This is a genomic window from Microbispora sp. H10670, assembly GCF_014161385.1.
Taxonomy (GTDB): Bacteria; Actinomycetota; Actinomycetes; order Streptosporangiales; family Streptosporangiaceae; genus Microbispora; species Microbispora triticiradicis.
The window spans coordinates 20107-43343 of sequence record NZ_JABBWW010000031.1 but is presented as its reverse complement, the minus strand read 5'-3'; the positions used below and the strand labels follow the sequence as shown (position 1 = coordinate 43343).

Annotated in this window: 17 protein-coding genes; 9 read left to right on the top strand and 8 right to left on the bottom strand. The window is 72.1% G+C overall.

Annotation, left to right across the window (positions count from 1 at the left end):
- Nucleotides 1-21 precede the first annotated feature (21 nt).
- The 8 genes from HHX33_RS30205 to HHX33_RS30170 all read left to right on the top strand — a co-directional run bounded on the left by HHX33_RS30205 (nt 22) and on the right by HHX33_RS30170 (nt 14180).
- Nucleotides 22-189 carry a hypothetical protein gene (locus HHX33_RS30205; RefSeq protein WP_165900889.1) on the top strand — a complete coding sequence of 56 codons (168 nt, stop codon included), beginning with the start codon at nt 22-24 and terminating at the stop codon, nt 187-189.
- A 549-nt stretch (nt 190-738) separates the two neighbouring features.
- Nucleotides 739-3804, top strand: coding sequence for an AfsR/SARP family transcriptional regulator (locus HHX33_RS30200; RefSeq protein ID WP_182877563.1), 3066 nt, complete (start codon nt 739-741; stop codon nt 3802-3804).
- Between the two features lie 160 nt (nt 3805-3964).
- Nucleotides 3965-6472 (top strand): AfsR/SARP family transcriptional regulator, encoded by a 2508-nt coding sequence (locus HHX33_RS30195; protein WP_182877562.1) that lies wholly within the window; start codon nt 3965-3967, stop codon nt 6470-6472.
- 393 nt (nt 6473-6865) lie between these two features.
- Nucleotides 6866-7204 (top strand): hydroxyisourate hydrolase, encoded by a 339-nt coding sequence (locus HHX33_RS30190; protein WP_182877561.1) that lies wholly within the window; start codon nt 6866-6868, stop codon nt 7202-7204.
- Nucleotides 7205-7241: 37 nt separating this feature from the next.
- A complete protein-coding gene (gene leuA / locus HHX33_RS30185; protein ID WP_182877575.1) occupies nt 7242-8981 on the top strand; it encodes a 2-isopropylmalate synthase in 1740 nt (579 codons plus the stop codon).
- 404 nt (nt 8982-9385) lie between these two features.
- Nucleotides 9386-12169, top strand: a complete 2784-nt coding sequence (locus HHX33_RS30180; RefSeq protein ID WP_259403026.1) for a helix-turn-helix transcriptional regulator — start codon at nt 9386-9388, stop codon at nt 12167-12169.
- Between the two features lie 197 nt (nt 12170-12366).
- Nucleotides 12367-13956, top strand: coding sequence for an acyl-CoA carboxylase subunit beta (locus tag HHX33_RS30175; protein WP_220499464.1), 1590 nt, complete (start codon nt 12367-12369; stop codon nt 13954-13956).
- Nucleotides 13956-14180: an acyl-CoA carboxylase subunit epsilon gene (locus tag HHX33_RS30170; protein WP_117409931.1), complete on the top strand. Its 225-nt coding sequence runs from the start codon at nt 13956-13958 to the stop codon at nt 14178-14180. Before HHX33_RS30175 ends, HHX33_RS30170 begins: the two co-directional genes overlap by 1 nt.
- Before the next feature lie 81 nt (nt 14181-14261).
- Here the strand turns inward: HHX33_RS30170 and mftF are convergent, their stop codons facing one another.
- The 7 genes from mftF to HHX33_RS30135 all read right to left on the bottom strand — a co-directional run bounded on the left by mftF (nt 14262) and on the right by HHX33_RS30135 (nt 21290).
- On the bottom strand, nt 14262-15722 hold the full coding sequence (gene mftF / locus HHX33_RS30165; RefSeq protein WP_182877560.1) for a mycofactocin biosynthesis glycosyltransferase MftF: 1461 nt from the start codon (nt 15720-15722) through the stop codon (nt 14262-14264).
- Complete coding sequence (locus tag HHX33_RS30160) at nt 15719-16543, bottom strand: mycofactocin-coupled SDR family oxidoreductase (protein ID WP_117409933.1); 825 nt, start codon at nt 16541-16543, stop codon at nt 15719-15721. Before HHX33_RS30160 ends, mftF begins: the two co-directional genes overlap by 4 nt.
- Nucleotides 16540-17322 carry a mycofactocin biosynthesis peptidyl-dipeptidase MftE gene (gene mftE, locus HHX33_RS30155; protein ID WP_182877559.1) on the bottom strand — a complete coding sequence of 261 codons (783 nt, stop codon included), beginning with the start codon at nt 17320-17322 and terminating at the stop codon, nt 16540-16542. Before mftE ends, HHX33_RS30160 begins: the two co-directional genes overlap by 4 nt.
- Nucleotides 17315-18538: a pre-mycofactocin synthase MftD gene (mftD, locus tag HHX33_RS30150; protein WP_117409935.1), complete on the bottom strand. Its 1224-nt coding sequence runs from the start codon at nt 18536-18538 to the stop codon at nt 17315-17317. The genes mftE and mftD overlap by 8 nt, the downstream gene beginning before the upstream one ends.
- Before the next feature lie 17 nt (nt 18539-18555).
- A complete protein-coding gene (gene mftC / locus HHX33_RS30145; protein ID WP_182877558.1) occupies nt 18556-20151 on the bottom strand; it encodes a mycofactocin radical SAM maturase in 1596 nt (531 codons plus the stop codon).
- A complete protein-coding gene (gene mftA / locus HHX33_RS30140; protein ID WP_117409937.1) occupies nt 20151-20249 on the bottom strand; it encodes a mycofactocin precursor MftA in 99 nt (32 codons plus the stop codon). The genes mftC and mftA overlap by 1 nt, the downstream gene beginning before the upstream one ends.
- A gap of 282 nt (nt 20250-20531) precedes the next feature.
- Complete coding sequence (locus HHX33_RS30135; RefSeq protein WP_182877557.1) at nt 20532-21290, bottom strand: TetR/AcrR family transcriptional regulator; 759 nt, start codon at nt 21288-21290, stop codon at nt 20532-20534.
- A 114-nt stretch (nt 21291-21404) separates the two neighbouring features.
- Between HHX33_RS30135 and HHX33_RS30130 the strand changes: the two genes are divergently transcribed.
- Nucleotides 21405-22628, top strand: a complete 1224-nt coding sequence (locus HHX33_RS30130; RefSeq protein WP_182877556.1) for a saccharopine dehydrogenase family protein — start codon at nt 21405-21407, stop codon at nt 22626-22628.
- Between the two features lie 27 nt (nt 22629-22655).
- Here the strand turns inward: HHX33_RS30130 and HHX33_RS30125 are convergent, their stop codons facing one another.
- A complete protein-coding gene (locus HHX33_RS30125; protein WP_182877555.1) occupies nt 22656-23201 on the bottom strand; it encodes a hypothetical protein in 546 nt (181 codons plus the stop codon).
- Nucleotides 23202-23237: the final 36 nt, after the last annotated feature.

The following is a 23237-nucleotide window of genomic DNA, read 5'->3' as shown; positions in this document are numbered from 1 at the left end:
AGCCACAAAGTGAGGTAAGAGATGAAGAACCACCTGCTGTCGCGTCTCGGCCGGATCGTCGGTGCCATGGTCGTCACGTTCGCGTTCGTCGCCTTCCCGCTCAGCGGAGGCGCCGCCGCCGGTGCCGTCGTTGACGTCAAGCCGGTCTACGAGGTGCCCGCCACCAAGCTCTGCTGCGGTTTTCCGTGATCGGGGCGCCCCGTTAAGAGTGAGTGAACTCTTGTTGCCGGCTGGAAATCGAATCCTGTGATTCTGACTGTGCCCGGTCGCGCTCACATTGGAGCGGGATCGGTGGGGGTAGGGGGGCTTTCCCGATCTGGGGGAAGTCGAGGCCGACGCGGTGTGCCGCTCTGGACGGATCGTCGGCGAAACGTACGCGCACTCTGAGAAATCAGCCCATGACGGGTGGTGCCCGGTCGAAGCAGCCGAGGGGGGCGGGCTCGCCGGGTGTCACGACGACGGCGCTCGGCGTGTGGCAGGGGGGACACGAACAGCATGGTCTCGTGCCGCACGCCGAGGGCGCGGGAGTCGTCAGCCCGTCATATGTCTTATACGTTTGTATTACTGCTTTCATCCGGAAAGAGACTTTGCGGGACACCTGGCATCACAGTGACTGAAAGTCGTCGAGAACGGCTCAGCTGTCGAGGTTCGGACGTAGCACACACGATTGGGATGGATTAATCTCTCCGTCAGGTCCTTCGGCATGGGGGAGCTACGCCAGCCCAACAGGAGATGTGGGTGGACTTCCGGATCCTGGGCCCACTTGAGGTCGTTCTCACCGACCGAAGGCTGGAGCTCGGGGGAGCCAGACAACAGACCGTCCTCGCCGCGTTGCTCCTGGAGGCGGGCCGGACTGTCACCGTCTCCCGCCTCACGGAGACCATCTACGACGACGCCCCTCCGCCGACCGCCAAAGCCCAGATCCAGATCTGCGTCTCGGCCCTGCGGCGCCTGTTCGGCAACTGCGGCAGGCCCGACATCATCGTGACGCAGTCGAACGGCTATTCGGTGCGCATCACCGACGAGGGGTTCGACCTGGGCCGGTTCGAACACCTCCTGCGCCAGGCCAAGCAGGCCCGGACGGCGAACCGCGCCGAGGAGGCGGTGGCCCGGTACCGCGACGCACTCGCCCTGTGGCGGGGCCCGGCCCTGGAGGGCATCGAGAGCCGGGTGGTCCAGGCGGCCGCGATGCGCCTGGACGAGGACCGGATCGCGGCCAACGAGGACTGCGTCGACCTGGAGTTCGACCTCGGCCGCCACCACGAGCTGGTGGGCGAGCTGACCGCGCTGGTGGCACAGTATCCGCTCCGCGAACGGCTGCGGGGGCAGCTCATGCTGGCCCTCTACCGTTCCGGCCGTCAGGCCGAGGCCCTGCAGGCTTACAACCAGGCGCGACGCGTCATGATCGACGAGTTGGGGATCGAGCCGCACGAGCGGCTCCAGAGGCTCCAGCACGCGATCCTCACCTCGGACCCCGGGCTGAACCTGCCGGCGACCGCCGTGCGGGTGAGCACACCTGCGCCGCCCTCTCCGCCGGTCGCCGTGCCCCGGCTGCTGCCGACCGACATCGCCGACTTCAGCGGCCGGTCCAAGCTCGTGGACGAGATCCTGGAGCGGCTGGTGGGCTCCGGCGGCGGTCCCGGCAGATACGCCGTGCCCATCGTCGCGCTGGCCGGCAAGCCCGGCATCGGCAAGAGCACGATGGCGGTGCACGTGGCGCACCGGGTCGTCGAGCACTATCCGGACGGCCAGCTCTACGCCAAGCTCCACGGCGGCTCCTCCCGGTCGGTCGCCGCCATCAGGGTGCTGGAACGATTCCTGCGGGCGCTCGGCGTGACGGGCTCCGCCGTCCCGGAGGGGCTGGAGGAGCGGGCCGAGCTCTACCGCATGCTGCTCGCCGACAAGAAGGTCCTGATCGTCCTGGACGACGTCGGCACCGAAGGCCAGGTGCTGCCCCTGCTCCCCGGCAGCCCCAACGCGGCGGTCGTCCTCAGCAGCAGGAGCCGCCTGGCCGGGCTGTCGGGCGCCGTGCACGTCGAGGTGGACGTCTTCGACTCGGCGCAGTCGCTGGACCTGCTCTCCCGCATCGCGGGGGCCGAGCGGGTGCAGTCCGAGCCCGACTTCGCGGTGGCCCTGGCCGAGCTCTGCGGCCACCTGCCGCTGGCCCTGCGCATCGCGGGCGCCCGGCTGGCCGCCCGCCCCCACTGGAGCATCGAGCAGCTCGTGGAGCGGCTGGGGGACGAGACCCGGCGGCTGGACGAGCTCAAGCACGGCGAGATGGGGATCAGGGCGAGCATCTCCCTGACGTACGAGAGCGTGAGCGGCGACGCGAGGCGGCTGTTCCGGCGCCTGGCCATCCTGGACTGCGACATCATCACCGCCTGGCTCGGCGCGGCCCTGCTCGACCGGCCCGTCGCCGAGGCGCAGGACCTGCTGGACGACCTCGCCGACGCCCAGTTGCTGGAGACGACCGGCACCGGCCGTGGCATCAACGCCCACTACCGCTTCCACGACCTCATAAGGGTCTTCGCCCGCGAGCGCCTGGCGGCCGAGGAACCCATCGCCGAGCGCAGCGCGGCCCTGGGCCGGATGCTCGGCGGCCTGCTGACCCTGGTCGACGCGGCCAGGCGGAAGGAGCTGGAGGACCGCCTCCTGATCCCGCCCCCGGCGTGGTCGCTGCCCGAGGTCCTGGTCGACCGGCTGGTGGAGCACCCGCTGGCCTGGTTCGAACGAGAACGGTCCATCCTCGTCTCGGGCATCAGGCAGGCGGCGCAGGCCGGTCTGACGGAGGTCTGCTGGGGGCTGGCGCTCGGCGCCGCCACCTTCTTCCTCTCGCGGTTCTACCTCGACGACTGGCGCGAGGCGCAGCAGATCGCGATGGCCGCCGTGCAGCAGGCGGGGGACACGGCCGGGCAGGCCGCCATGCTGTACGTCAACGGCGCGCTGGCCTCCAACGAGCGCAGGTTCGACGACGCGCGCCGTGACTACCTGGCGGCGATCCAGCTGTTCACCGAGCTCGACGACCAGCGCTCCCTCGCCACCGCGCTGGCCAACCTCGGCTATCTCCACCTGGTCACCGGACAGCTGGACGCCGCGGCCGAGCGGTGCCGGCAGGCGCTCGACCTCTCGCGGCGCCACGGCACGCCGAGCAACACGAGCAACGTGCTCTGCCACCTCGCACAGATCCGGCTGTTGTTCTCCGACCCCGAGGGCGCCGAGGCCCTGCTGTCGGACGCGATGGAACTGGCCGGCGGCGTCAGCGGACGTCAGAAGGCCTACATCCAGGTCAGGCTGGGCTACACCTACCTGGAGCTGGGCCGGTCGGCGGAGGCGCTCAGGATCGTGGAGGCGGCGCTCGCCGTCTACCAGAAGATCGGCGACCCCATGGGCGAGTCGTACGCCCTGATCTGCACGGGCCTGGCGAAGCTGCGGCTCGGCGCCAGGGCCGAGGCGAGCGGCACGCTGCGGCACGCCCTGATGCTGGCCACCACCACCGACGACCGGCTCAGCAGGGGCCGGGTGCTGGCGGCGCTGGCCGAACTCGCCCTGGCAGAGGGCGACTCCGCCGGCGCGGTGACCGCCGCCGAGCAGGCACTCGACCTGTTCGCCACGCTGGGTGTGCCGCTGGACGAGGTCAACGTCCTCAAGCTGCTCCGGGACGCGCACCGGGTGCGGGGCGACGACGCGTCGGCCGTGGAGGCCGTCGCGCGCATCCTGACCATCGCGGCGAAGCTGGGTCCGGAGGTGGCCGAGCGGCTGCGGGTCGTGCTGGCGACGCCCACGCATCGGGCCGGCATGTCCTAACCCGGCCGCTGCCGGGACTGCCAACCTGTTGGAATCCCCATCGGTTGGGTCATAGGATCGGTCCGCAACGGTAATCTTTTCGTCCATCCCCATCAACGTGTGAAACCGATCATCCTTGTGGGCCCGGGGGACGGGTCCGATAAGTGCAAGGAGTCACGCGGTGAAGTTTCGCATTCTCGGGCCTCTGGAAGTCGTGGACGGCGCGCATCGCGTGGACCTGGGCAGCACGAGACAGCAGACGGCTCTCGCCGTGCTCCTGCTGGACCACAGCCGGGGCACGTCCATCGGCAGGCTCATCGAGGCGGTCTACGACGACAACCCGCCCACGACCTGCCGCTCACAGGTGCAGATCTGCATCTCGGCCCTGCGCCGGGTCTTCGCCCAGTACGGCCGGCCCAACCTGATCTCCACTCACTCCCAGGGGTACGCGATCGAGGTCGGGGACGACGACGAACTCGACTGCGACCGCTTCCAGAACCTGATCCTGCTGGCCCGGCGGTCCGGCGCGGCCGGCGCGGCCGAGGCCGCCGTCGGGCACTACCGCGAGGCGCTCGCCCTGTGGCGCGGCCACGCGCTGGAGGGGATGGACAGCAGGCTGATCCGGGCGGCCGCCCGCCGCCTCACCGAGGACCGGATCACCGCCCACGAGAAGTGCATCGAGCTGGAGCTCTCCCTGGGGCGGCACCGGGAGGTGATAGCCGAGCTGACGGAACTGGTGGAGCGGTATCCGCTGCGCGAGCAACTGCGCGGCCAGCTGATGACCGCTCTCTACCAGTCGGGACGGGAGGCCGAGGCCCTGCACGTCTACCGCGAGGGCAGGCGGATCCTCGTCGAGGAGCTGGGGATCGAGCCGAACGAGCGGCTGCGCCGGCTCGAACACGCGATCCGGGTCTCCGTCGAGACGGGGCGGCCGGCGCCTGCGCCGGCGGCCGCGGCGGGCGTCGCCGTGACGGCTCCTCGTACCGGCGCCCCGCGGATGCTGCCGGCCGGCATCGCCGACTTCACCGGCCGGGCCCCGGAGGTCGACGCCGTACGCCGCCTCATCACGCCGGCCCCGGGAGAACGGGCGCCGTTCGCCGTGCCGATCGCGGTCATCACCGGCAAGCCGGGCGTCGGCAAGAGCACCCTCGCCGTCCACACCGCCCACACCGTGGCGGAGCGGTTCCCCGACGGGCAGCTGTTCGCCGCCCTCCACGGCGGGACGGCCCGCCCCGTGCATCCGTTCGACGTGCTGGGACGGTTCCTGCGGGCGCTCGGCGTCCCGGGCGGCGCCGTACCGGAGACGCTGGACGAGCGGGCCGAGATGTACCGCGGCCTGCTGGCCGGCCGCACGACGCTGGTGGTGCTCGACGACGCGGCGGGCGAGAGCCAGGTGGTGCCGTTGCTGCCGGGCAGCTCCGACTGCTCGGTCATCGTCACCAGCCGCAGCAGGCTGACCGGCCTGCCCGGCGCGCGTAACGTCGAGGTGGAGACCTTCGACCCGGACCAGTCGATGCGGCTGCTGGCCCACATCGCGGGAGAGGACCGGGTGCGGTCGGAGCCGGCGTCGGCACAGGCCCTCGCCGAGCTCTGCGGCCAGTTGCCGCTCGCGTTGCGCATCGCCGGATCACGTCTTTCCGCCCATCCACACTGGAGCATCGAGCAGCTGGCGGGGCGGCTGCAGGACGAGACCCGTCGGCTGGACGAGCTCAGGCACGGCGGGATGGGCATGAGGGCCAGCATCGCCGTCGCCTACGAGAGCACCGGCGAGGCGGCCCGCAGGCTGTTCCGCCGGCTCGCCATCCTCGACTTCCAGCCGTTCCCCTCGTGGGTCAGCGCCGCGTTGCTGGACCGGCCGCTGCACGAAACCCAGGACCTGATGGACGACCTGGCCGACGCCCAGCTCGTCGAGATCACCGGGACCGGTCGGGGCGCCCACAGCCGGTACCGTTTCCACGACCTCATCCGGGTCTTCGCGAGGGAGCGCCTGGCCGCGGAGGAACCGGCCGCCGAGCGCGGCGCCGCGCTGGCCAGGGTGCTGAGCTGCCTGCTCCACCTCGCCCGGGACGCGCACCGCGAGCAGTACGGCGACGACTACGCGGGCCTCCACAGCGGCGCCGCCCGCTGGCCGCTGCCCGACACGATGGTCCGCCGGCTCGTCCAGCAGCCGCTCCCGTGGTACGAGCGCGAACGGCTGACCCTGGTGTCCGGGATCCGCCAGGCGGCCCAGGCCGGTCTCGCCGAGCTGTCCTGGGACCTGGCCATCTGCGCCGCGCCCTTCTTCGAGTCCAGGGTCTACCTGGACGACTGGCGCAACACGAACAACGTGGCGATGGCGGCCGCCCGCCAGGCCGGAGACCGCAGGGGACAGGCGGCCATGCACTACTCCACGGGCCTGCTGTCGGCCGCGGAGCAGCGCTTCGCCGACGCCCGCGGCAGCCTCGACACGGCGCTGGAGCTGTTCCGGCAGACCGGTGACGACCACGGCGTGGCCCTCACCATCCGCCGTATCGGTCTGCTGGAACGCGAATCGGGCCGCTTCGACGAGGCCGGCGCCCGCCGCGTGGTGGCGAGCCGTCTGGACGAGGAGAAGACGCAGACACCCGGCCGGCGTTCCGCCCGGCCGGCCCGTGGCCGTCCGGCCTCCGGGCCCTCTCCGCGGAACGTGGAAACCCCCGCCCGCAAGTGATCCGGGCAAACGAATGGAGCCGTCGGGTCGATTCCCGACGGCTCCATTTTCGTACGTGCGACTCGTTCGTCTCTCATCGCTGGAATCACGGCTTCTGCCGGTTACCGCGCACTCAGTGGCGTCACCTCGCATGAGGCTCACAAATCGTTCAAAATTGCGCTTTCGCTGATATCACTATAAGAGGATCGGCAGACGCATTCACACCCCTAGGCACCCTTGTCCGGGTGGCCTCGGCCCGGATGTCCGGCGCCCCTTCGCGGCCCCGCGTCCCCGATAGAGCGGCGAAGGTGAACCGATAGCCGGCGCTGCGAGGCTGTGCGGAAGCGACCCGGAACACGTCACTGGAGAATCGAGATCGGTCCCCGGGGGTCCGATAGACAGGTGTGCGGAGAGATGAACATTACGGCGCAGGCGTTGGACAGCGTTTTCGGCCGCGGCGCGGCCGGCGTTCGTTTGCGCCTGGAGCGCGAGGTCGACGGCATCTGGTGGCATGTGACCACCGCCGAGACCGACGGGGCGGGCGTCGTGAAGGGATGGGACACCGCCCAGTTGGAGCGCGGGCTCTACCGCATGATATTCGACAGCGACCACTACTTCGTCAATCTCGGAATGACCGCCGCCTATCCGGAGATCGCCGTGATGTTCCGCATCGTCGGTGACGTGTCCTCTTTCCAGATCCAGGTGACCCTGTCGCCTTATTCTTATTCGACGTATTTCGGTTCGAACGGTTAACCCTGAGCCAGAGAGAAGGGATCTTCCGTTGACGAGGATGACCAAGGCGCTGCGGCGCTACCGCGCACCCGAACCCGTCCGGCTGCCCGGCCGCCGCTGGCCCGACAACGTCATCACGCGGGCGCCTCGCTGGCTTTCCACCGACCTTCGCGACGGCAACCAGTCGCTGGCCAGTCCGATGAGCCCGGCGCGCAAGATGGCCATGTTCGATCTGCTGGTCCGGATGGGCTACAAGGAGATCGAGGTCGGCTTCCCCGTGGCGAGCGAGGACGACCACGCCTTCCTGCGCGAGCTCATCGAGCGCGACCTGATCCCCGACGACGTCCGCGTCTCCGTCCTGGTGCAGGCACGTGACGAGTTGATCCGGCGGACCGTGGAGAGCCTCGAAGGCGCTCCCCGCGCCACCATCCACCTGTACAACGCGACGTCGCCGTTGTTCCGGCGGCTGGTGTTCGGGATGACCAGGGACGAGTGCAAGGACCTGGCCGTCCAGGGCACGCGCCTGATGATGAAGTACGCGGACAAGACGCTGAGCGACTGCGACCTGGGCTTCCAGTACTCTCCCGAGCTGTTCAGCGACACCGAGCTGGACTTCGCCCTCGAGGTCTGCGAGGCGGTCATGGACGTCTGGCAGCCCGGCCCCGGGCGGGACATCATCCTGAACTTCCCGTCGACCGTCGAGCGGAGCACGCCCAACGTCTTCGCCGACCAGATCGAGTGGCTCGACCGCAACCTGTCCCGGCGGGAGCACGTCTGCCTGTCCATCCACCCGCACAACGACCGGGGGACCGGCGTCGCCTCGGCGGAGCTGGCCATGATGGCCGGCGCGCAGCGCATCGAGGGCTGCCTGTTCGGCAACGGCGAGCGCGCGGGCAACGTGGACCTGGTCACGCTCGGCATGAACCTGTTCAGCCACGGCGTCGACCCGGGCATCGACTTCTCCGACCTCAACGCGATCCGCCGCGTCGTGGAGGAGTGCAACGGCATTCCGGTCCACCCGCGCCACCCCTACGGGGGCGACCTCGTCTACACCTCCTTCTCCGGCTCCCACCAGGACGCCATCAAGAAGGGCTTCGACGCGCTGGAGCGGGAGGCCGCCGCGCTCGGCGCCCCGATGGACGAGATGCCCTGGGACATGCCGTACCTGCCCGTCGATCCCGCGGACGTGGGCCGGACCTACGAGGCCGTGGTGCGGATCAACAGCCAGTCCGGCAAGGGCGGCGTCGCCTACATCATGAGCACCTGGTACGGCAGGCACCTGCCGCGCGACCTGCAGATCGACTTCGCCCGGGTGGTGCAGCGGCGGGCCGACAGCGAAGGCATGGAGATCACCCCCAGCGGGGTGCGGGAGCTGTTCGAGAGCGAGTACACGTGCCCGCCCGGGCCGCCCGTCTTCGGGCCGGAGCCGCTCGCCGTCGAACTGCACGTGGACGGCGGCGGGTTCGAGGTCGGCGCGGAGCGCGCCGACGCGCTGCAGGCGCTCCGGGTGAGCCTCGCCGAGTGGGGGATCGAGGTCCGCGCCGTCCACCGGACCGGCGTCGGCCAGGGGGAACAGGACGTCGCGGCGGGGGTCGCGGTCTACGCCGAGTGCCGCCTGGGAAGCCGTACGCACTGGGGCGTGGGGATCGAGCGGGACGCCGAGACCGCCGCGCTCCGCGCGGTGCAGGCCGTCGTCCACCGGGCCGCCCGGCTCGCCGAGCCCTCCGGCAGGAACCACCGCGAACTGGGCGAGGCCCACGGGCGCCCGCGCAGGCGGCGGCTGGCCACCACCGCGTGACCGCGCACGACCGACCTCCGGCCCTCGTCCACGGGCCCCGTACGGAAGGGCACGACGCGATGACGCGAAAGCAGCTGAAGAAGAGCCGGCCCTCGGGGCGCCCCACGGCCAGGGACGAGGCGCCCGACCTGCGTACTCCCTCCGGCCGCCCGCTGAAGTTCTGACGCGCCCGCCGCCTCCGCCCTGTCACGGGCGGGGCGGCGGGTGTCGCGTGTCCCGGTGCGGCCCGTCCCCGGTGCGCGAAATCCCGGTGAACTCCCAGCTCACGAGGTCATGGCGGGGACACGGGAGTGGGGATAAGCGCGCGATAGCGATCCAAAAGTGGCCGGCGAGACCATCGTCTCCAACAAGCAGGCAAGCGTCCATTCGTAAGGACGGAAGCTCAGCTGGAGGGGGCCCGCTTGATGATGAACTTGATTGAGAGAGACGAGGCACTGACCTCGTTACAGGAGATGCTGGCGGCCGCGCTGACGGGCAAGGGCAAGGTCGCGATGCTCAGCGGCACCGTCGCCACCGGGAAGAGCGCACTGCTCGACGCGTTCGCCGAGCAGGCCGTGGAGCTGGGCGCCCTGCCCGTCGCCGCGACCGCGTCCCGCATGGAGCAGGACCTGCCGCTCGGCGTGCTCGGGCAGCTCATCGAAGAGGCGCCGCTGGTGGAGGAGGAGCGCGTGCGCGCGCTCGCGCTGCTTGAGGAGGGCAAGCAGACCGCGATGAGCTCCGGGCTCGCCTCCGAGACCCTGGACCAGGTGGACGCCCAGATCGCGCACGCTCTGTGCACCGTGCTGCTGGAGCTGTCGGAGCGCTATCCCCTGGTGATCGTGGTCGACGACGTGCACTACGCCGACCGTCCGTCGTTGCTGTGCCTGGCGTACCTCGCCCGGCGCGTACGCTTCGCCCGGATCATGGTGATCTTCAGTTACTCCGACTACGTGCGCAGCACCGACGCCTTCTTCTGGACCGACCTGCTGCGCCAGCCGTACTGCGGGGTCGTGCAGCTCAACCCGCTGTCCCGGCAGGGCGTGCACACGCTCGTGCGCGAGCGGGCGGGCGAGGAGGTCGCGGTCCGCTTCGCGGAGGACTGGTACGCGTTCAGCGCCGGCAACCCGCTGCTGGCCGCCGCCCTCATCGAGGACTACCTCGGCGGGCCGGGGGAGAGGGACGGCGAGCCGGTGACGGACGAGCCGGTGGTCGGCGAGCGGTACGGCCAGGCCGTGCTGACCTGCCTGCACCGGGGCGAGCCCGAACTGCTCAGGATCGCCCGGTGCCTGGCGGTGCTCGGCGACACCGACTCGCTCGACCGGCTGCTCGGCCTGGGGCACACCCAGATCAGCAGGGCCATGAACGCCCTGACGGCCGGCGGCGTGCTCAGCGTGGGCCGGTTCCGGCACGAGTCGGCCCGTACGGCCGTGCTGGCCGAGGTGGGCCTCGACGAGCGCCGGGACCTGCACCGCCGCGCGGCCGAACTGGCGCACGCGGACGGCGCGGCCACGTCGGTGATCGCCGATCACCTCGTCCAGGCCGGACCGATCGACGCGCCCTGGGTGGTGCCGGTGCTGGAGGACGCGGCCAGGGACGCGCTGCGCGAGGGCCGCACCGAGCGTGGCGTGGACTACCTGCGCCTCGCGTGGCAGGCGTGCACCGACGAGCGGCGCCGCCTCAAGATCGCCACGATGCTGGTGCGTGCCGAGTGGCGCATCAACCCCGAGGCGCCCGACCGGCACCTGGCCGATCTCACCGAGGCGATGCAGCGCGGTCACCTGCGCGGCAGCGACGGCGTGGTCCTGGCCCGCGCGCTGCTCTGGCACGGCCGGTACGACGACGCGCAGGACGTGATCGAGCATCTGACCACGGCCGGCTACGAGAGCGACCCCGAGACGGTGATGGAGCTCAACATCGCGCGCCCGTGGCTGCGCGCCACCCATCCCGCCTTCGCGTCCAAGCTCGGCGAGCCGCGCGCGGACACCGGAACCGCCCTGGTGTCGGTGGCCGCGGGGCGCCGTCTGGAGACGGCGACCGCGCTCGCGCAGGTGCTCGTCAACGGCCCGCACGAGGGCGCCCTGATCGCCGTCGAGCGCATCCTGCGGCTCGCGCGCCTGGACGAGATGTCGATGGACACCGTGGAGTGCGCGCTGCTCGCGCTCACCTACGGCGGGCAGGCGGAGAAGGCCGCGCCGCTCTGCGACCTGTTCAGCGTCGAGGCGTCCTCCCGGCGCGCCCCGAGCCGCCAGGCCAGGCTCTCGGCCATCCGCGCCGAGATGGCCGTACGGCAGGGCGACATGGTCAGCGCCGAGCAGTACGCGCGGGCGGCGTTGGAGATCATGCCCATCACGAGCTGGGGTGTCACGGTGGGCAGCCCGCTCGGCAGCCTGGTGATCGCGCTGACCGCGATGGGCCGGTTCGACGACGTGCACGACATCCTCGACCGGCCCGTGCTGGACGCCATGTTCGAGAGCCGGTACGGCCTGCACTACCTGTACGCCAGGGGCCGCTACAGCCTGGCGGTCGGGCAGGCAGCGCTGGCCCTGCGGGACTTCCAGCTCTGCGGCGAGCTGACCGGCAGGTGGGGCCTGGACGTGCCGGGCCTGCTGCCGTGGCGGGCCGGCGCCGCCGAGGCCTGCCTGCAGATGGGCCGTTCCGAGCAGGCCTCCCGCCTGATCGAGGACCAGTTGTCCCGCTGCAACTCCCGCACGCCGCGGGAGCTCGGCATGACGATCCGCCTGCTGGCGGCCACCAGCGAGCTGCGGCACCGGCCGATGCTCCTGCGCAAGTCCGCCGACATGCTGCAGAACGGCGGCGACCGCTACGAGCAGGCCCGCTCGCTCTTCGACCTGGCGGAGGCCTACCGCGGCCTGGGCGAGCACCGGAGAGTCGGCATGATCATGATTCGGGCGCGGGCCCTGATGAAGGAGTGCGGCGCCGAGATCGGCGGCGCGCAGGCGGCGGCCGAGACCGGCAAGCAGGCCTCCCCGGCTCTGAGCGGGGGCAGCGCGGCGCTGCTGAGCGAGGCCGAGCGCCGGGTCGCGGTGCTGGCCGCCGCCGGGCACACCAACCGGGAGATCGCCGGTGAGCTCTACCTCACGGTGAGCACGGTGGAGCAGCACCTCACCCGGATCTACCGCAAGCTCGACATCAGCAGCCGGGCCGACCTGCCCGCGGTCCTCGAGTTCGGCGGGGCCGCCGTCGGCTGAGTCGATCGTGGTCCCCCGGTGGCCGGCCCGTAGGGGGCCGGCCACCGCCGGACCGGAACACTGATATCCGGACCGTTTTCCGGTTCTATTCGGGACGCGTTTTATCGGCGCGGTCGCCGTCCTTTTTAGGGGTGTCGTGGCGTTGATCGGCCCCCTTACCCTGAGGGCACCCGGTTGTGCCGTCAGGAGGAATACATATGGGGACCGTGGTGACGCGGGTCAGCGACCTGCCGAAGGAATCGATGCGGGAACGGCTGGCGGATTTGCAGGTGCTCAAGGAGAGCATCCATTCAGGCCCGAGTGAGGAGGCGACCGCGCGCCAGCACGCCAAGGGCAAGCTCACCGTGCGGGAGCGCCTGGACGTGCTCCTCGACAGCGGGTCCTTCGTGGAGGTGGAGGCGTTCCGGCAGCACCGGGCCACCGGTTTCGGGCTGGAGCACCGCAGGCCGTACACCGACGGCGTGGTGGCGGGGTGGGGCAAGGTCTACGGCCGCGAGGTCATGGTCTTCGCCCACGACTTCCGGATGTTCGGCGGCGCGCTCGGTGAGGCGCACGCCGAGAAGATCCACAAGGTGATGGATCTGGCCGAGGCCGCCGGGGTGCCGCTGATCGGTTTGAACGACGGCGCCGGGGCCCGGATCCAGGAAGGTGTGACCGCGCTTGCCGGTTATGGCGGTATTTTCCGGCGCAATGTGCGGATGTCGGGGGTGATTCCGCAGATCAACGTCATGCTCGGCCCGTGCGCGGGGGGAGCGGCGTACTCGCCGGCTCTCTCCGATTTCGTGTTCATGGTGCAGAACACGGCCCAGATGTTCATCACGGGCCCGGACGTCGTGAAGGCGGTGACCGGTGAGGAGATCAGCGCCGACGACCTCGGTGGTGCGCGGGTGCACGGCACACTCTCCGGCGTGGCGGGGTTCGTCTGCCCGGACGAGGTGTCCTGTCTTGAGGAAGTCCGCTATCTGCTGTCCCTGCTGCCCGCCAACAACCAGGAACTGCCGCCGTCCATCACCTGCACCGACCCGGCGAACCGGCGCAACGACGCCCTGCTCGACCTGGTGCCGGCTGATCCGGCGATCTCCTACGACATGTCGGCGGTGATCGAGGAGATCGTCGACGACGGGGAGTTCTTCGAGTTCCACGCGGGCTGGGCGCAGAACCTCATCTGCGGGCTGGCCAGGTTCGACGGCCACGTCACCGGCATCATCGCCAACCAGCCCGCCCACCTGGCCGGGGTGCTGGACATCAAGGCCTCGGAGAAGGGCGCGCGCTTCATCCAGATGTGCGACGCCTTCAACATCCCGCTGGTCAGCCTGGTCGACGTGCCGGGCTTCCTGCCCGGGACCGACCAGGAGCACGGCGGCATCATCAGGCACGGCGCCAAGCTCCTCTACGCGTACTGCGCCGCGACCGTGCCGCGCATCTCGATGGTGCTGCGCAAGGCGTACGGCGGCGCGTACATCGTGATGGACTCCAGGTCGATCGGCGCGGACCTGTCCTTCGCCTGGCCGACCAACGAGATCGCGGTCATGGGCGCGGAGGGCGCGGCCAACGTCATCTTCCGCCGGGAGATCGCCGCCGCGCCGGACCCGGTCGAGGCGCACGCCCAGCGGGTGGAGGAATATCGCAGGCAGCTCATGCACCCCTACTACGCCGCCGAGCGCGGGCTGGTCGACGACGTCATCGACCCGAGCGAGACCAGGGCCACCCTGACCAGGGCGCTCGGCCTGCTGCGGGCCAAGCAGGCGTCGGGGCCGCGGCGCAAGCACGGAAACCCCCCGATGTGATGGGCGCCGAACTGCGGGTGGTCGCGGGAAATCCCACCGAGGAGGAGATCTGCGCGCTGGTGTGCGCCCTGTACGCGGTCGCGGCGGACCGTGCGGACGGCGCAGAACCCGGGCCGGTCGCCGGGCCGAAGAGGCACCGGCCCCGGCTGCGCCTGCCGGACTACGGGTCGCCCCGGTCCTGGGTGGCGTGCCATCGCACCGACGCGCTCACCGGTGTCCGGTGACGCCGCAGCCGCCGCCCCGGGTGCTCCCGGGGCGGCGGCTCACCACGTTCTCCAAGCGAACGTTCTCCCGGCGGCCGGCTTCTAGGCGGACGGCCTCGACGAGCGTGTCTTCCACCGGATGTCGGGCAGCAGGGCGCGCACCGAGCGCCCGCGGATCGCGCCGAGCCACAGGCCGGACCCGTACGCCGCGTCGTCCAGGCGCCGGGCCACGGCGTAGCGGACCGGGTCGAGGTGCGCGCCGGTGCGCCGCAGATCGGTGAGCGCGTCCATCACGGCCACGGCGGCCACGGCCCGGCGGAGCCTCCTGGACAGCAGGCAGCCGACGGCGGCGAGCGGCCACCAGTGGCGGAGCAGCAGCGCCGCCGCCTGCCAGACGGCCGCGACGGCACCGTCGGACGTCAGCGTCAGGGCGAGGCGCACCGGGTGCTGGCTCCGCCTGACCTTGGCCGACATCGTCGCGGCCGTGCCCGCGAAGATCAGCGCCGCGGCCGGCAGCGACCACCGCCGCTGCGCCAGCAGCGCCAGCACGAAGGCCGCGCTCCAGGGCGCCAGCACCGCGGGGGCCACGTCGCGGCCGTGCCGCCGGGCGAGCAGGTCGGCTCCGGTGCCGTAGAAGGCCTTGCGCCGCAGCCAGTCGTGGACCACCGTGCGGTGCTCGTGCCGCACCGTCGCGGCCGGCTCGTAGCGCACCCGCCAGCCCGCCCGCGCCAGCCGCCACACCAGGTCGACGTCCTCGCCGACGCGCATCTCGGCGCTGAAGCCGTGGCCGAGGGCGTCGGCCCGCGCCAGCAGGAACGCGCTCGGGACCCAGGAGACCGGCGCCCTCGGGCGTACGATGCCCGGATCGAGGCCCAGGTCGAGGGAGGACCGCGCGTCCTCGTAGCGGAGGATCCAGCGGGCCCGGCCGGGCAGGCGGAGCCCCAGCACGCGCGGCGCCACCACGGCCACCCGGGGGTCGGCGAAGTGCCGGAGCAGGGTCGGCAGCGTGCCGGGTTCGAGGACCACGTCGGAGTCCGCGAAGGCGACGTAGGGCGTGGTGACCCGGCGCAGGCCCGCGTTGCGGGCGGCGGCGGGGCCGACGTTCTCCGCCAGCGCGACGAGCACCGCGCCGTGCGCCGCCGCGACCTCGGCGACGGCCTCCGGGGCGGCCGACGCGTCGTCCACCACGATCACGCGGTGCCGGTCGCCGATGCCCGACAGCAGCCGGTCGAGCGCGGCGGGCCGGTCGCGCACCGGCACGACCACCGTCACCTGCGAGGGGTCGCGACCGGGCAGGTCCCCGACGACCGGGTCGGCGAGGCCCGCCTCCAGCAGCCGGTCGGCGAGCAGGGCGGAGACGCGGTCGCGGACCCGCAGCCTGCGGCCGTCGAACAGGTCCGCGGCGGCCGGGGTGAGGTACATGACCCGCGTCGGCGCGCCACCCACCAGGGTGCGCCCGCCGTCGCGGACCCGGACACGCCGGTTCAGCCGGACGGTGAAACCGTCCGGAAGCCGGCCCGGCACCCGGGGGTCCGAGTCGCGGGTGATCTGATCGTGGGTCATGGCGTGAAGCCTCCGTCCGCCGATATCACCGATCCGTTGACGACGCCTCCCTCGCGAGAGCAGCAGAACGCGATGGTCTCGGCGATCTCGGCGGGCTCGATCAGGCGGCGCAGCAACTGGGACGAGGCGAAGTCCTCGACGCCGTCCAGGCCGTACACATCGGCGGTGGCGGCGAGCATCGGCGTGCGGGTCGAACCGGGGGAGACGGCCGCCGCGGTCACCCCCGTGCCCACCAGGTCGGCGGCGAGGCCGCGCACCAGCCCGACCACCGCGTGCTTGGCCATCGTGTACGCCGACAGGCGGAACAGCCCGTGCGAACCGGCCGCCGAGGCCACCGCGACGAACCGGCACGCCCCCGGCTCGGGCCCCGCCAGCATGTGCGGGACGCACGCCGCGGCGGTGTTCCACACCCCGAGCACGTCGGTCTCCCACAGGGCGCGGACGTGCGCGTCCGGGGTCTCCCACAGCGGCAGGCCGCCGGCCATGACCGCCGCGGCGGCCACGGCCGCGTCCAGCCGGCCGAAGCGGTCCGCCGCCACGGCGGCGGCGCGGGCGAGCGCGTCGCGGTCGCGCACGTCCGCGATGTACGGCACCACCACGCCGGGGTGGTCGTCGGCCAGCGACTTCAGGTCGGCGTCGGCCGCGAGCGGATAGGTCACCCCGGCGGGCCGGGCCGGGCCGTCCGCCGCGCACGAGTCGACCGCGACCACCCGGTAGCCCCTGGCGCACAGCGCCCGCACGACGGCGGCGCCGATCCCGCGGGCCGCCCCGGTCACCAGGGCGACCCGGAAGCCGCCGGCCTCGCCGCTCACCTGGCTCATGCCGGAGAGGCCGTCGCGGCCGCGGGTCCGGGTGCGGGTGCGGGTGCGGGCAGGAGGCGGCCGGTGTGGTCGGCCCGTCCGTGCCGGACGCGGGCGGCCACGTCGTCGGCCATCCGGTCGAGCAGGCGGCGTCCCTCCCCGGCGGTGGCCGTGGTCGGATCGCCGAGCACGCCGGAGGGTGACACGGCGGCGACGCCCCTGGCCGCGAGCTCGGGCATGATCTCCGCGAGCGGGGCGAGGTTGCCCGGCTCCGCCCGGGCCATGTCCACCAGACGCGGGGCCAGATGCAGCATGAGCGACGTCTCGGCGTGGCCGGCGTGGGCGTCGGCCGGCCCGGCCGCGCAGGGCGCCCAGCACACGTCGTGGCCTTCCTCGCGCAGCAGCGGCGTGGCGGCGGCGAGGGCGTCCAGGTTCCCGCCGTGACCGTTCACGATCACGACGCGCCCGGCCCAGCGGGACAGGGAGCGGACGAGTTCGACGAGCAGGAACCGGAGGGCGGCGGTCCCGATGGACATGGTGCCGGGGAAGTCCTGGTGCTCGCCGCTCGCGCCGTACGCGACGGGCGGCGCCACGAGGACGGGGTCGTCCGGAGCCACCGCCAGAAGGCGGGCGGCGGCGGCCCTCGCCACCGCCGCCGCGACCGCCGTGTCCGTGTGCAGGGGCAGGTGCGGGCCGTGCTGCTCGGTGGAGCCGAGCGGCACCAGCACGGTCGGCGAGGGCGGCAGCGCGGGCCACGACAGGTCCGCCAGGCCGCCTTCGCCTTCGCCCCTCTCACGCATCGCCAGGAGACCCGATCTCCCTGGTGGAGCCGATCTCCCCGGTGAACCCGATCTCCCTGGTGAAGCCGGGCGGGACCAGCACGTCGCCGGGCTCCAGATCGTGGATCGACGCGCGGCCCAGGCCGAGCAGCGCCGAGTCGATGCCGCCGCGCAGGATGTCGAGCACGTTCTCCACGCCCGCCTGGCCGTTCGCCGCCAGGCCCCACAGCGAGGCGCGTCCGATCATCACGGCCCGCGCGCCGAGCGCGAGCGCCTTGACCACGTCGCCCCCGCGCCGCACGCCGCCGTCGAGCAGCACCTCGGCCTGCCCGTCGACCACCCGCGCGATGCCCGGGAGCAGCCGGATCGTCGCGGGCGTGCCGTCCAGGTTGTTGCCGCCGTGGTTCGACACCGAGATCGCGGTGACCCCGGCGTCCACCGCGCGGCGGGCGTCGTCGAGCCGGGAGATGCCCTTGAGCATGAACGGGCCGTCCCACTGCTCGCGCATCCACCGGACGTCATCCCAGCCGGGTGGCGGGGTCCGCATCCACTCGCCGTACGCGCCGAAGAACGTCGGAGCGGGACGGCCGGGCTCCGCCACGTTGGGGACGGTGAGGTCGGGCAGCCGGCCGGTCCTGGCGAAGCCGAGCAGCCACCGCGGCCGGGTCAGGCCCTGCGGCGCGAAGCGGGCGAGCGCCTTCAGGTCCAGGCGTTCGGGGATCCACGGGCTGCCCCAGTCCCTGCCGTGGGAGAACGTCCAGTCCAGGGTCACGATCAGCCCCTTGACCCCGGCGGCGCGGGCCCGCTCCATGTGCGCGGCCATGGACTCGCGGGTGCCCATCCAGTACATCTGGAAGAAGGTCTGCGGGTTGGCGGCCACGACCTCCTCGACGGGCTTGCTCGCGAAGTTGCTCAGCCCCATGATCGTGCCGCGCGCCGCGGCGGCGCGCGCCACCGCCACCTCCCCGTCGGGATGCACGGCCTGCACCCCGGTGGGGGAGATGAGCACCGGCAGGGAGATCTGCTGCCCCATCACGGTGGTGGACAGGTCGCGCTTGGCCGGCAGGTCCGCCACGTGCGGCGCGAAGCCGAGTTCGGCGAACGCCGCCGTGTTGTCGCGGTACGTCCGGCCTCTCTCCGAACCGGCGAGCAGCGCGGAGTACACCGACTTCGGCAGGTGGCGCCGCGCTCTGCGCTGCGCCTCCGCAACCGTCTCGAACCAGGCGTTCGCGGCCACGAGCTATCGTCCTTCTACTACACGTCGGATGAGGGGCTGAACCCGGCGAGCGGGCTCTCCGCGCACGCGTGCACGGGTGGGTGTACGGGTGGGGCGGCGGCGGAGGGACGGCGTCCGATGCGCACCGGAACCGGCCCGGCTCCGGCCCGGCGGGCGCCGGGGCGGCGGGAGTGGTCCTGGCTGGGCCGGGGCACCGTACGGCCCGCAGCGGCGAGCGCGTCGGCGGCGTGCCCCTGCACGCATTCGGGGTCGGGCCCGTCGAGCGGCAGGCCGGTGAAGAACTTGGCGGCCATGCACCCACCCCGGCAGGAGTCGAAGAACCCGCATCCGGTGCACGCGCCCGAGGTCTGCGGCGACCGCAGGTCCCCGAACAGCTCCGACTCCCGCCACACGGCGGCGAACCCGCCGTCGGAGAGCACGTTGCCGGCGCGGAAGCGGTCGTGGATCGCGAACGGGCAGGCGTACACGTCGCCCAGGGGGTCGATCAGGCAGACCACCCGGCCCGCGCCGCACAGGTTCAGCCCCGGCAGCGACTCGCCGTACCCCGCGAGGTGGAAGAACGAGTCGCCGGTGAGCACGTCCTCGCCCGCGCGCAGCAGCCACTCGTACAGCTCACGCTGCTGGGCCGCCGTCGGGTGCAGTTCGTCCCACACGTCGGCGCCCCGTCCGGACGGGCGCAGGCGGGTGAGCCGGAGCGTCGCCCCGCGCTCGTCGGCGATGGCCTTGAACTCGTCGAGCTGGCCCGCGTTCTCCCGGGTCACGACCACCGACAGCTTCGCGTCGGCGAACCCGGCCGCGGCGAGGTTGTCGAGCGCCCGCAGCGCCGTCTCGTACGACCCCGGGCCGCGGACCCGGTCGTTGACCTCGGGGGTGGCACCGTCGAGCGACACCTGCACGTCCACGTAGTCCGTGGCGGCCAGGAACCGCGCCCGCTCGGGGGTGAGTCGCGTCCCGTTCGTGGAGAACTTCACCCCGACCTGGTGGTTCACGGCGTACTGCACCAGATGCCAGAAGTCGGGCCGTACGGTCGGCTCCCCGCCGCCGATGTTGACGTAGAAGACCTGCATGGCCTGCAGCTCGTCGATCACCGCCTCGCACTGGGCGGTGGCGAGCTCACGCGGGTCACGCCGCCCCGACGACGACAGGCAGTGCACGCACGACAGGTTGCAGGCGTAGGTGAGTTCCCAGGTCAGGCAGATGGGGGCGGCCAGGCCGTACTCGAACCGCTTGGCCAGCGACCCGCTCGCCGTCCCGGACCGGGCCGGACCGTCCTGCGCTGCCGAGTTCTGCGCCGTCGAGTTCTGTGCCGTCGAGTTCCGCGCTGCCGCGCTCCGGCTCTCCACCCGCCCGCGCGGCCTGATCATGTCCGCGCCGGCGAGGCCCCGCAGGGCCTCCGCGTACGCGGGCCACCGGCCGGCGGGAACGCCGGCACGGGTCAGCGCGGCACGGGCGTCGGGTTCGCCGGAGAGGTCGCGGAGCACCGAGACGAGCTCGGGGCGCTTGAGGAAGGTCAGCCGCCGGTTGCCGAAGTGGTAGGCCAGGGCCCCGAACGGCTCCGGCCGCAGGGCCACCCGGGGAGACAGCTCCCAGGCCTCGTCCAGGGGATCGTTCATCAGTAGACGCCGCACATGCCGTCGATCGACACCTCTTCGATCAGCGTCTCCGCCGTGAGCTCCTCCGTCGCCTCGGCCGGAACGGTCGTCTCCTCCATGGCTGCTCCTTCCTCGGGGCGCGGAACCTGGTTTCCGGAATAAGCGGATTTTTGGGGATAAGCCGGGTCTTCGGGATATTCGTGCGGCGAGAGCCGGACCGGGGCGTCCTCGCGGAATCGCCGGCGCTCTCGAGATGTGAGGGAAGGGACTACCGCCGCGACGGTCTCGGTTCGAGCGGCCACGATTCGAGCCCGCTCGACCTGAGCGAACTCGAATGAGGCGACTCGCCTTTCTGCTGAAACACCAATCACACTAAAAGGAGTGATAGGCGTGGAAAACCCCTAGACACCCTTGTCCGGGCGGTCCCGGCCCCCGCCCCGTGCCGTCCGGGGTGCGGGGCGGGGGCGCGTGAGCCGCGACGCGGCGCTGTCGAGGAGCATCTCCAGGGCGGCGGGGTAGGCGCTGTCGTTCATGCGGGCGACCAGCAGAGGGGCGACCGCCGCGATGTTGGGGTGGGTGGCCCGGGGCAGCCGGGCGTAGGTCGCCCGCCAGATCTCCTCGTCGGCTTCGCGCGCCTCGGCGGGCAGCGCCAGGGTGGCCGCGTCCAGCGCCGCGAAGGCCAGCGTCATGTCGATGAAGGTGTGGTAGACGCCGACCGCCTCACGGTCGGGGAACCCCGCGCCACGCAGCAGCCCGAGGATCGCCTCGTCGGCCGCGATCTCGTGCGACTTGCCGCTGATGCGGCTGGCGGTCAGCACCGCGGCCTGCGGGTGTTCGAGGTAGGCGGCGTGGATGCGCAGGCCCAGGTCGCGAAGGCCGGCGCGCCAGTCGCCGCCGCCGCTCCAGCCGGCCATCGCCTGCCCGATGAGCATGTCGCCGATGGCCAGGGTCAGGTCGTCCACGCCTCTGAAGTAGCGGTAGAGCGTACTGGGGTCGGCTCCCAGGGCGATGCCGAGCCGCCGTACGGTGAGGCCGGCCGGGCCGTGCTCGCGCAGCATGCGCAGCGCGGTCCGCACGATCAGGCCCTCCGAGAGGACCACCCCGTTCTTCGTCGGGCGGCGCCGCCGGCGCGACGACTCGCCCACCACCGGCTTGGGCACGGCGTCCCCCTCTCCTCCCCGCCCACCTTATGCCAACGCCATTGACGTTCGGGGTTGGGGTGGCGTTGGATCGGCACATCAGGGGCGTTTGTCCAAGAAAGGGATGTTTGTACCATGCGCGTGCTGCTTGTCGGAGCCGGTGGAGTGGGTACGGCGATCACCCGGATCGCGGCCCGCAGATCCTTCCTCGAGCACATGGTCGTCGCCGACTACGACCTGTCTCGTGCCAAGGCTGCCGTCGCCGCTCTCGGGGAGACGGGGGATCGCTTCAGCGCCTGCCGGGCCGACGCGGGTGACGAGGCCGCGGTCGCGGCGCTGCTGGCCGAGCACCGCTGCGACGTCCTCCTCAACGCCACGGACCCGCGGTTCGTCATGCCGTTGTTCCGGGCGGCGCTGGCGGCCGGCGCGCACTATCTGGACATGGCGATGTCGCTGTCGCGGCCCCATCCGGACCGCCCGCACGAGGAGTGCGGGGTCAAGCTGGGCGACGCCCAGTTCGAGACGGCCGCGGAGTGGGAGCGGGCGGGCCGGCTCGCGCTGGTCGGCATGGGCGTGGAGCCGGGGCTGTCGGACGTGTTCGCCCGGTACGCCGCCGACGAGCTCTTCGACCACATCGAGGAGATCGGCGTGCGGGACGGCGCCGACCTCACGGTCGACGGACACGACTTCGCGCCGTCGTTCAGCATCTGGACCACGATCGAGGAGTGCCTGAACCCCCCGGTCGTCTACGAGTCCGGGCGGGGATGGTTCACCACCCCGCCCTTCAGCGAGCCCGAGGTGTTCGACTTCCCCGAGGGCATCGGCCCGGTCGAGTGCGTCAACGTCGAGCACGAGGAGGTCCTGCTCATGCCCCGCTGGGTCGACGCCGGGCGGGTGACCTTCAAGTACGGGCTGGGCGAGGAGTTCATCGGGACGTTGCGGACCCTGCACCTGCTCGGGCTGGACCGCACCGAGCCGGTCCGGGTCGCCGGCGCGGACGGCGTTCCCGTCGAGGTCTCCCCGCGGGACGTGGTCGCGGCGTGCCTGCCCGACCCGGCGACGCTCGGGGAGCGCATGCACGGCAGGACGTGCGCGGGCACCTGGGTCAGGGGCACCAGGAACGGCGGCCCGCGTGAGGTCTACCTCTACCACGTGGTCGACAACCAGTGGTCCATGCGTGAGTACGGCTCCCAGGCGGTGGTGTGGCAGACCGCCGTCAACCCGGTCGTTGCCCTCGAACTGATGGCCTCCGGCGCCTGGTCCGGCGCCGGAGTCCTGGGCCCCGAGGCCTTCCCGCCGCGGCCCTTCCTCGACCTGCTCACCGAGTACGGCACCCCCTGGGGCATGCGCGAGCAGTGACCCCGGCGCGGGCCGTGCCCGCCTCCGTCAGAAGATGCCCGTGACGACGTTCGACCTGGCCTGGATGGCGACGCCGTCGCCGTCGACGAACCTGGCCCGCACGTAGACCTCGTCGGTGACGCCGTCGAGAAGGCCGTCGTCCTCGTTCAGCCAGCTCCCGGGCTCCTCCTGCCACTGCGTCAGCAGGCGGATGCCCTCCTCCGTGGCCGACAGCCCCACCGCCGACCTCGCGTAGGTGATCGGGCCGAGGATGAGGTTGTCGGAGACTGGGTCCTCGCCGTAGAAGCGCAGCTCTATCCGCGCTCCGTTGTTGAGGTACCCGTTGGCGTCGTACAGGTTCATGGGGACCTTGACCAGGACGCGCACGTTCACCAGGCCGGGCCCGGGAGGCGCCGCTCTGGTGATGCTCAGCGACGCCGTGATCGTGGTCGCCGCCTGTGCCGGTGTGCCGGCCGGGCCGAGCACGCCGCCGGCGAACAGCGCGCCGGCGAGCAGCGCGGCGGCGAGCGCCGAGCGGCGAACGCGGTGCGTCTTCGCGGGGGTCTTCACCGGCTTGTTCGAGGGGATGCGCATGGGTCTCCTCCGGATGGCGCCCGCCGGGCGCCCTGC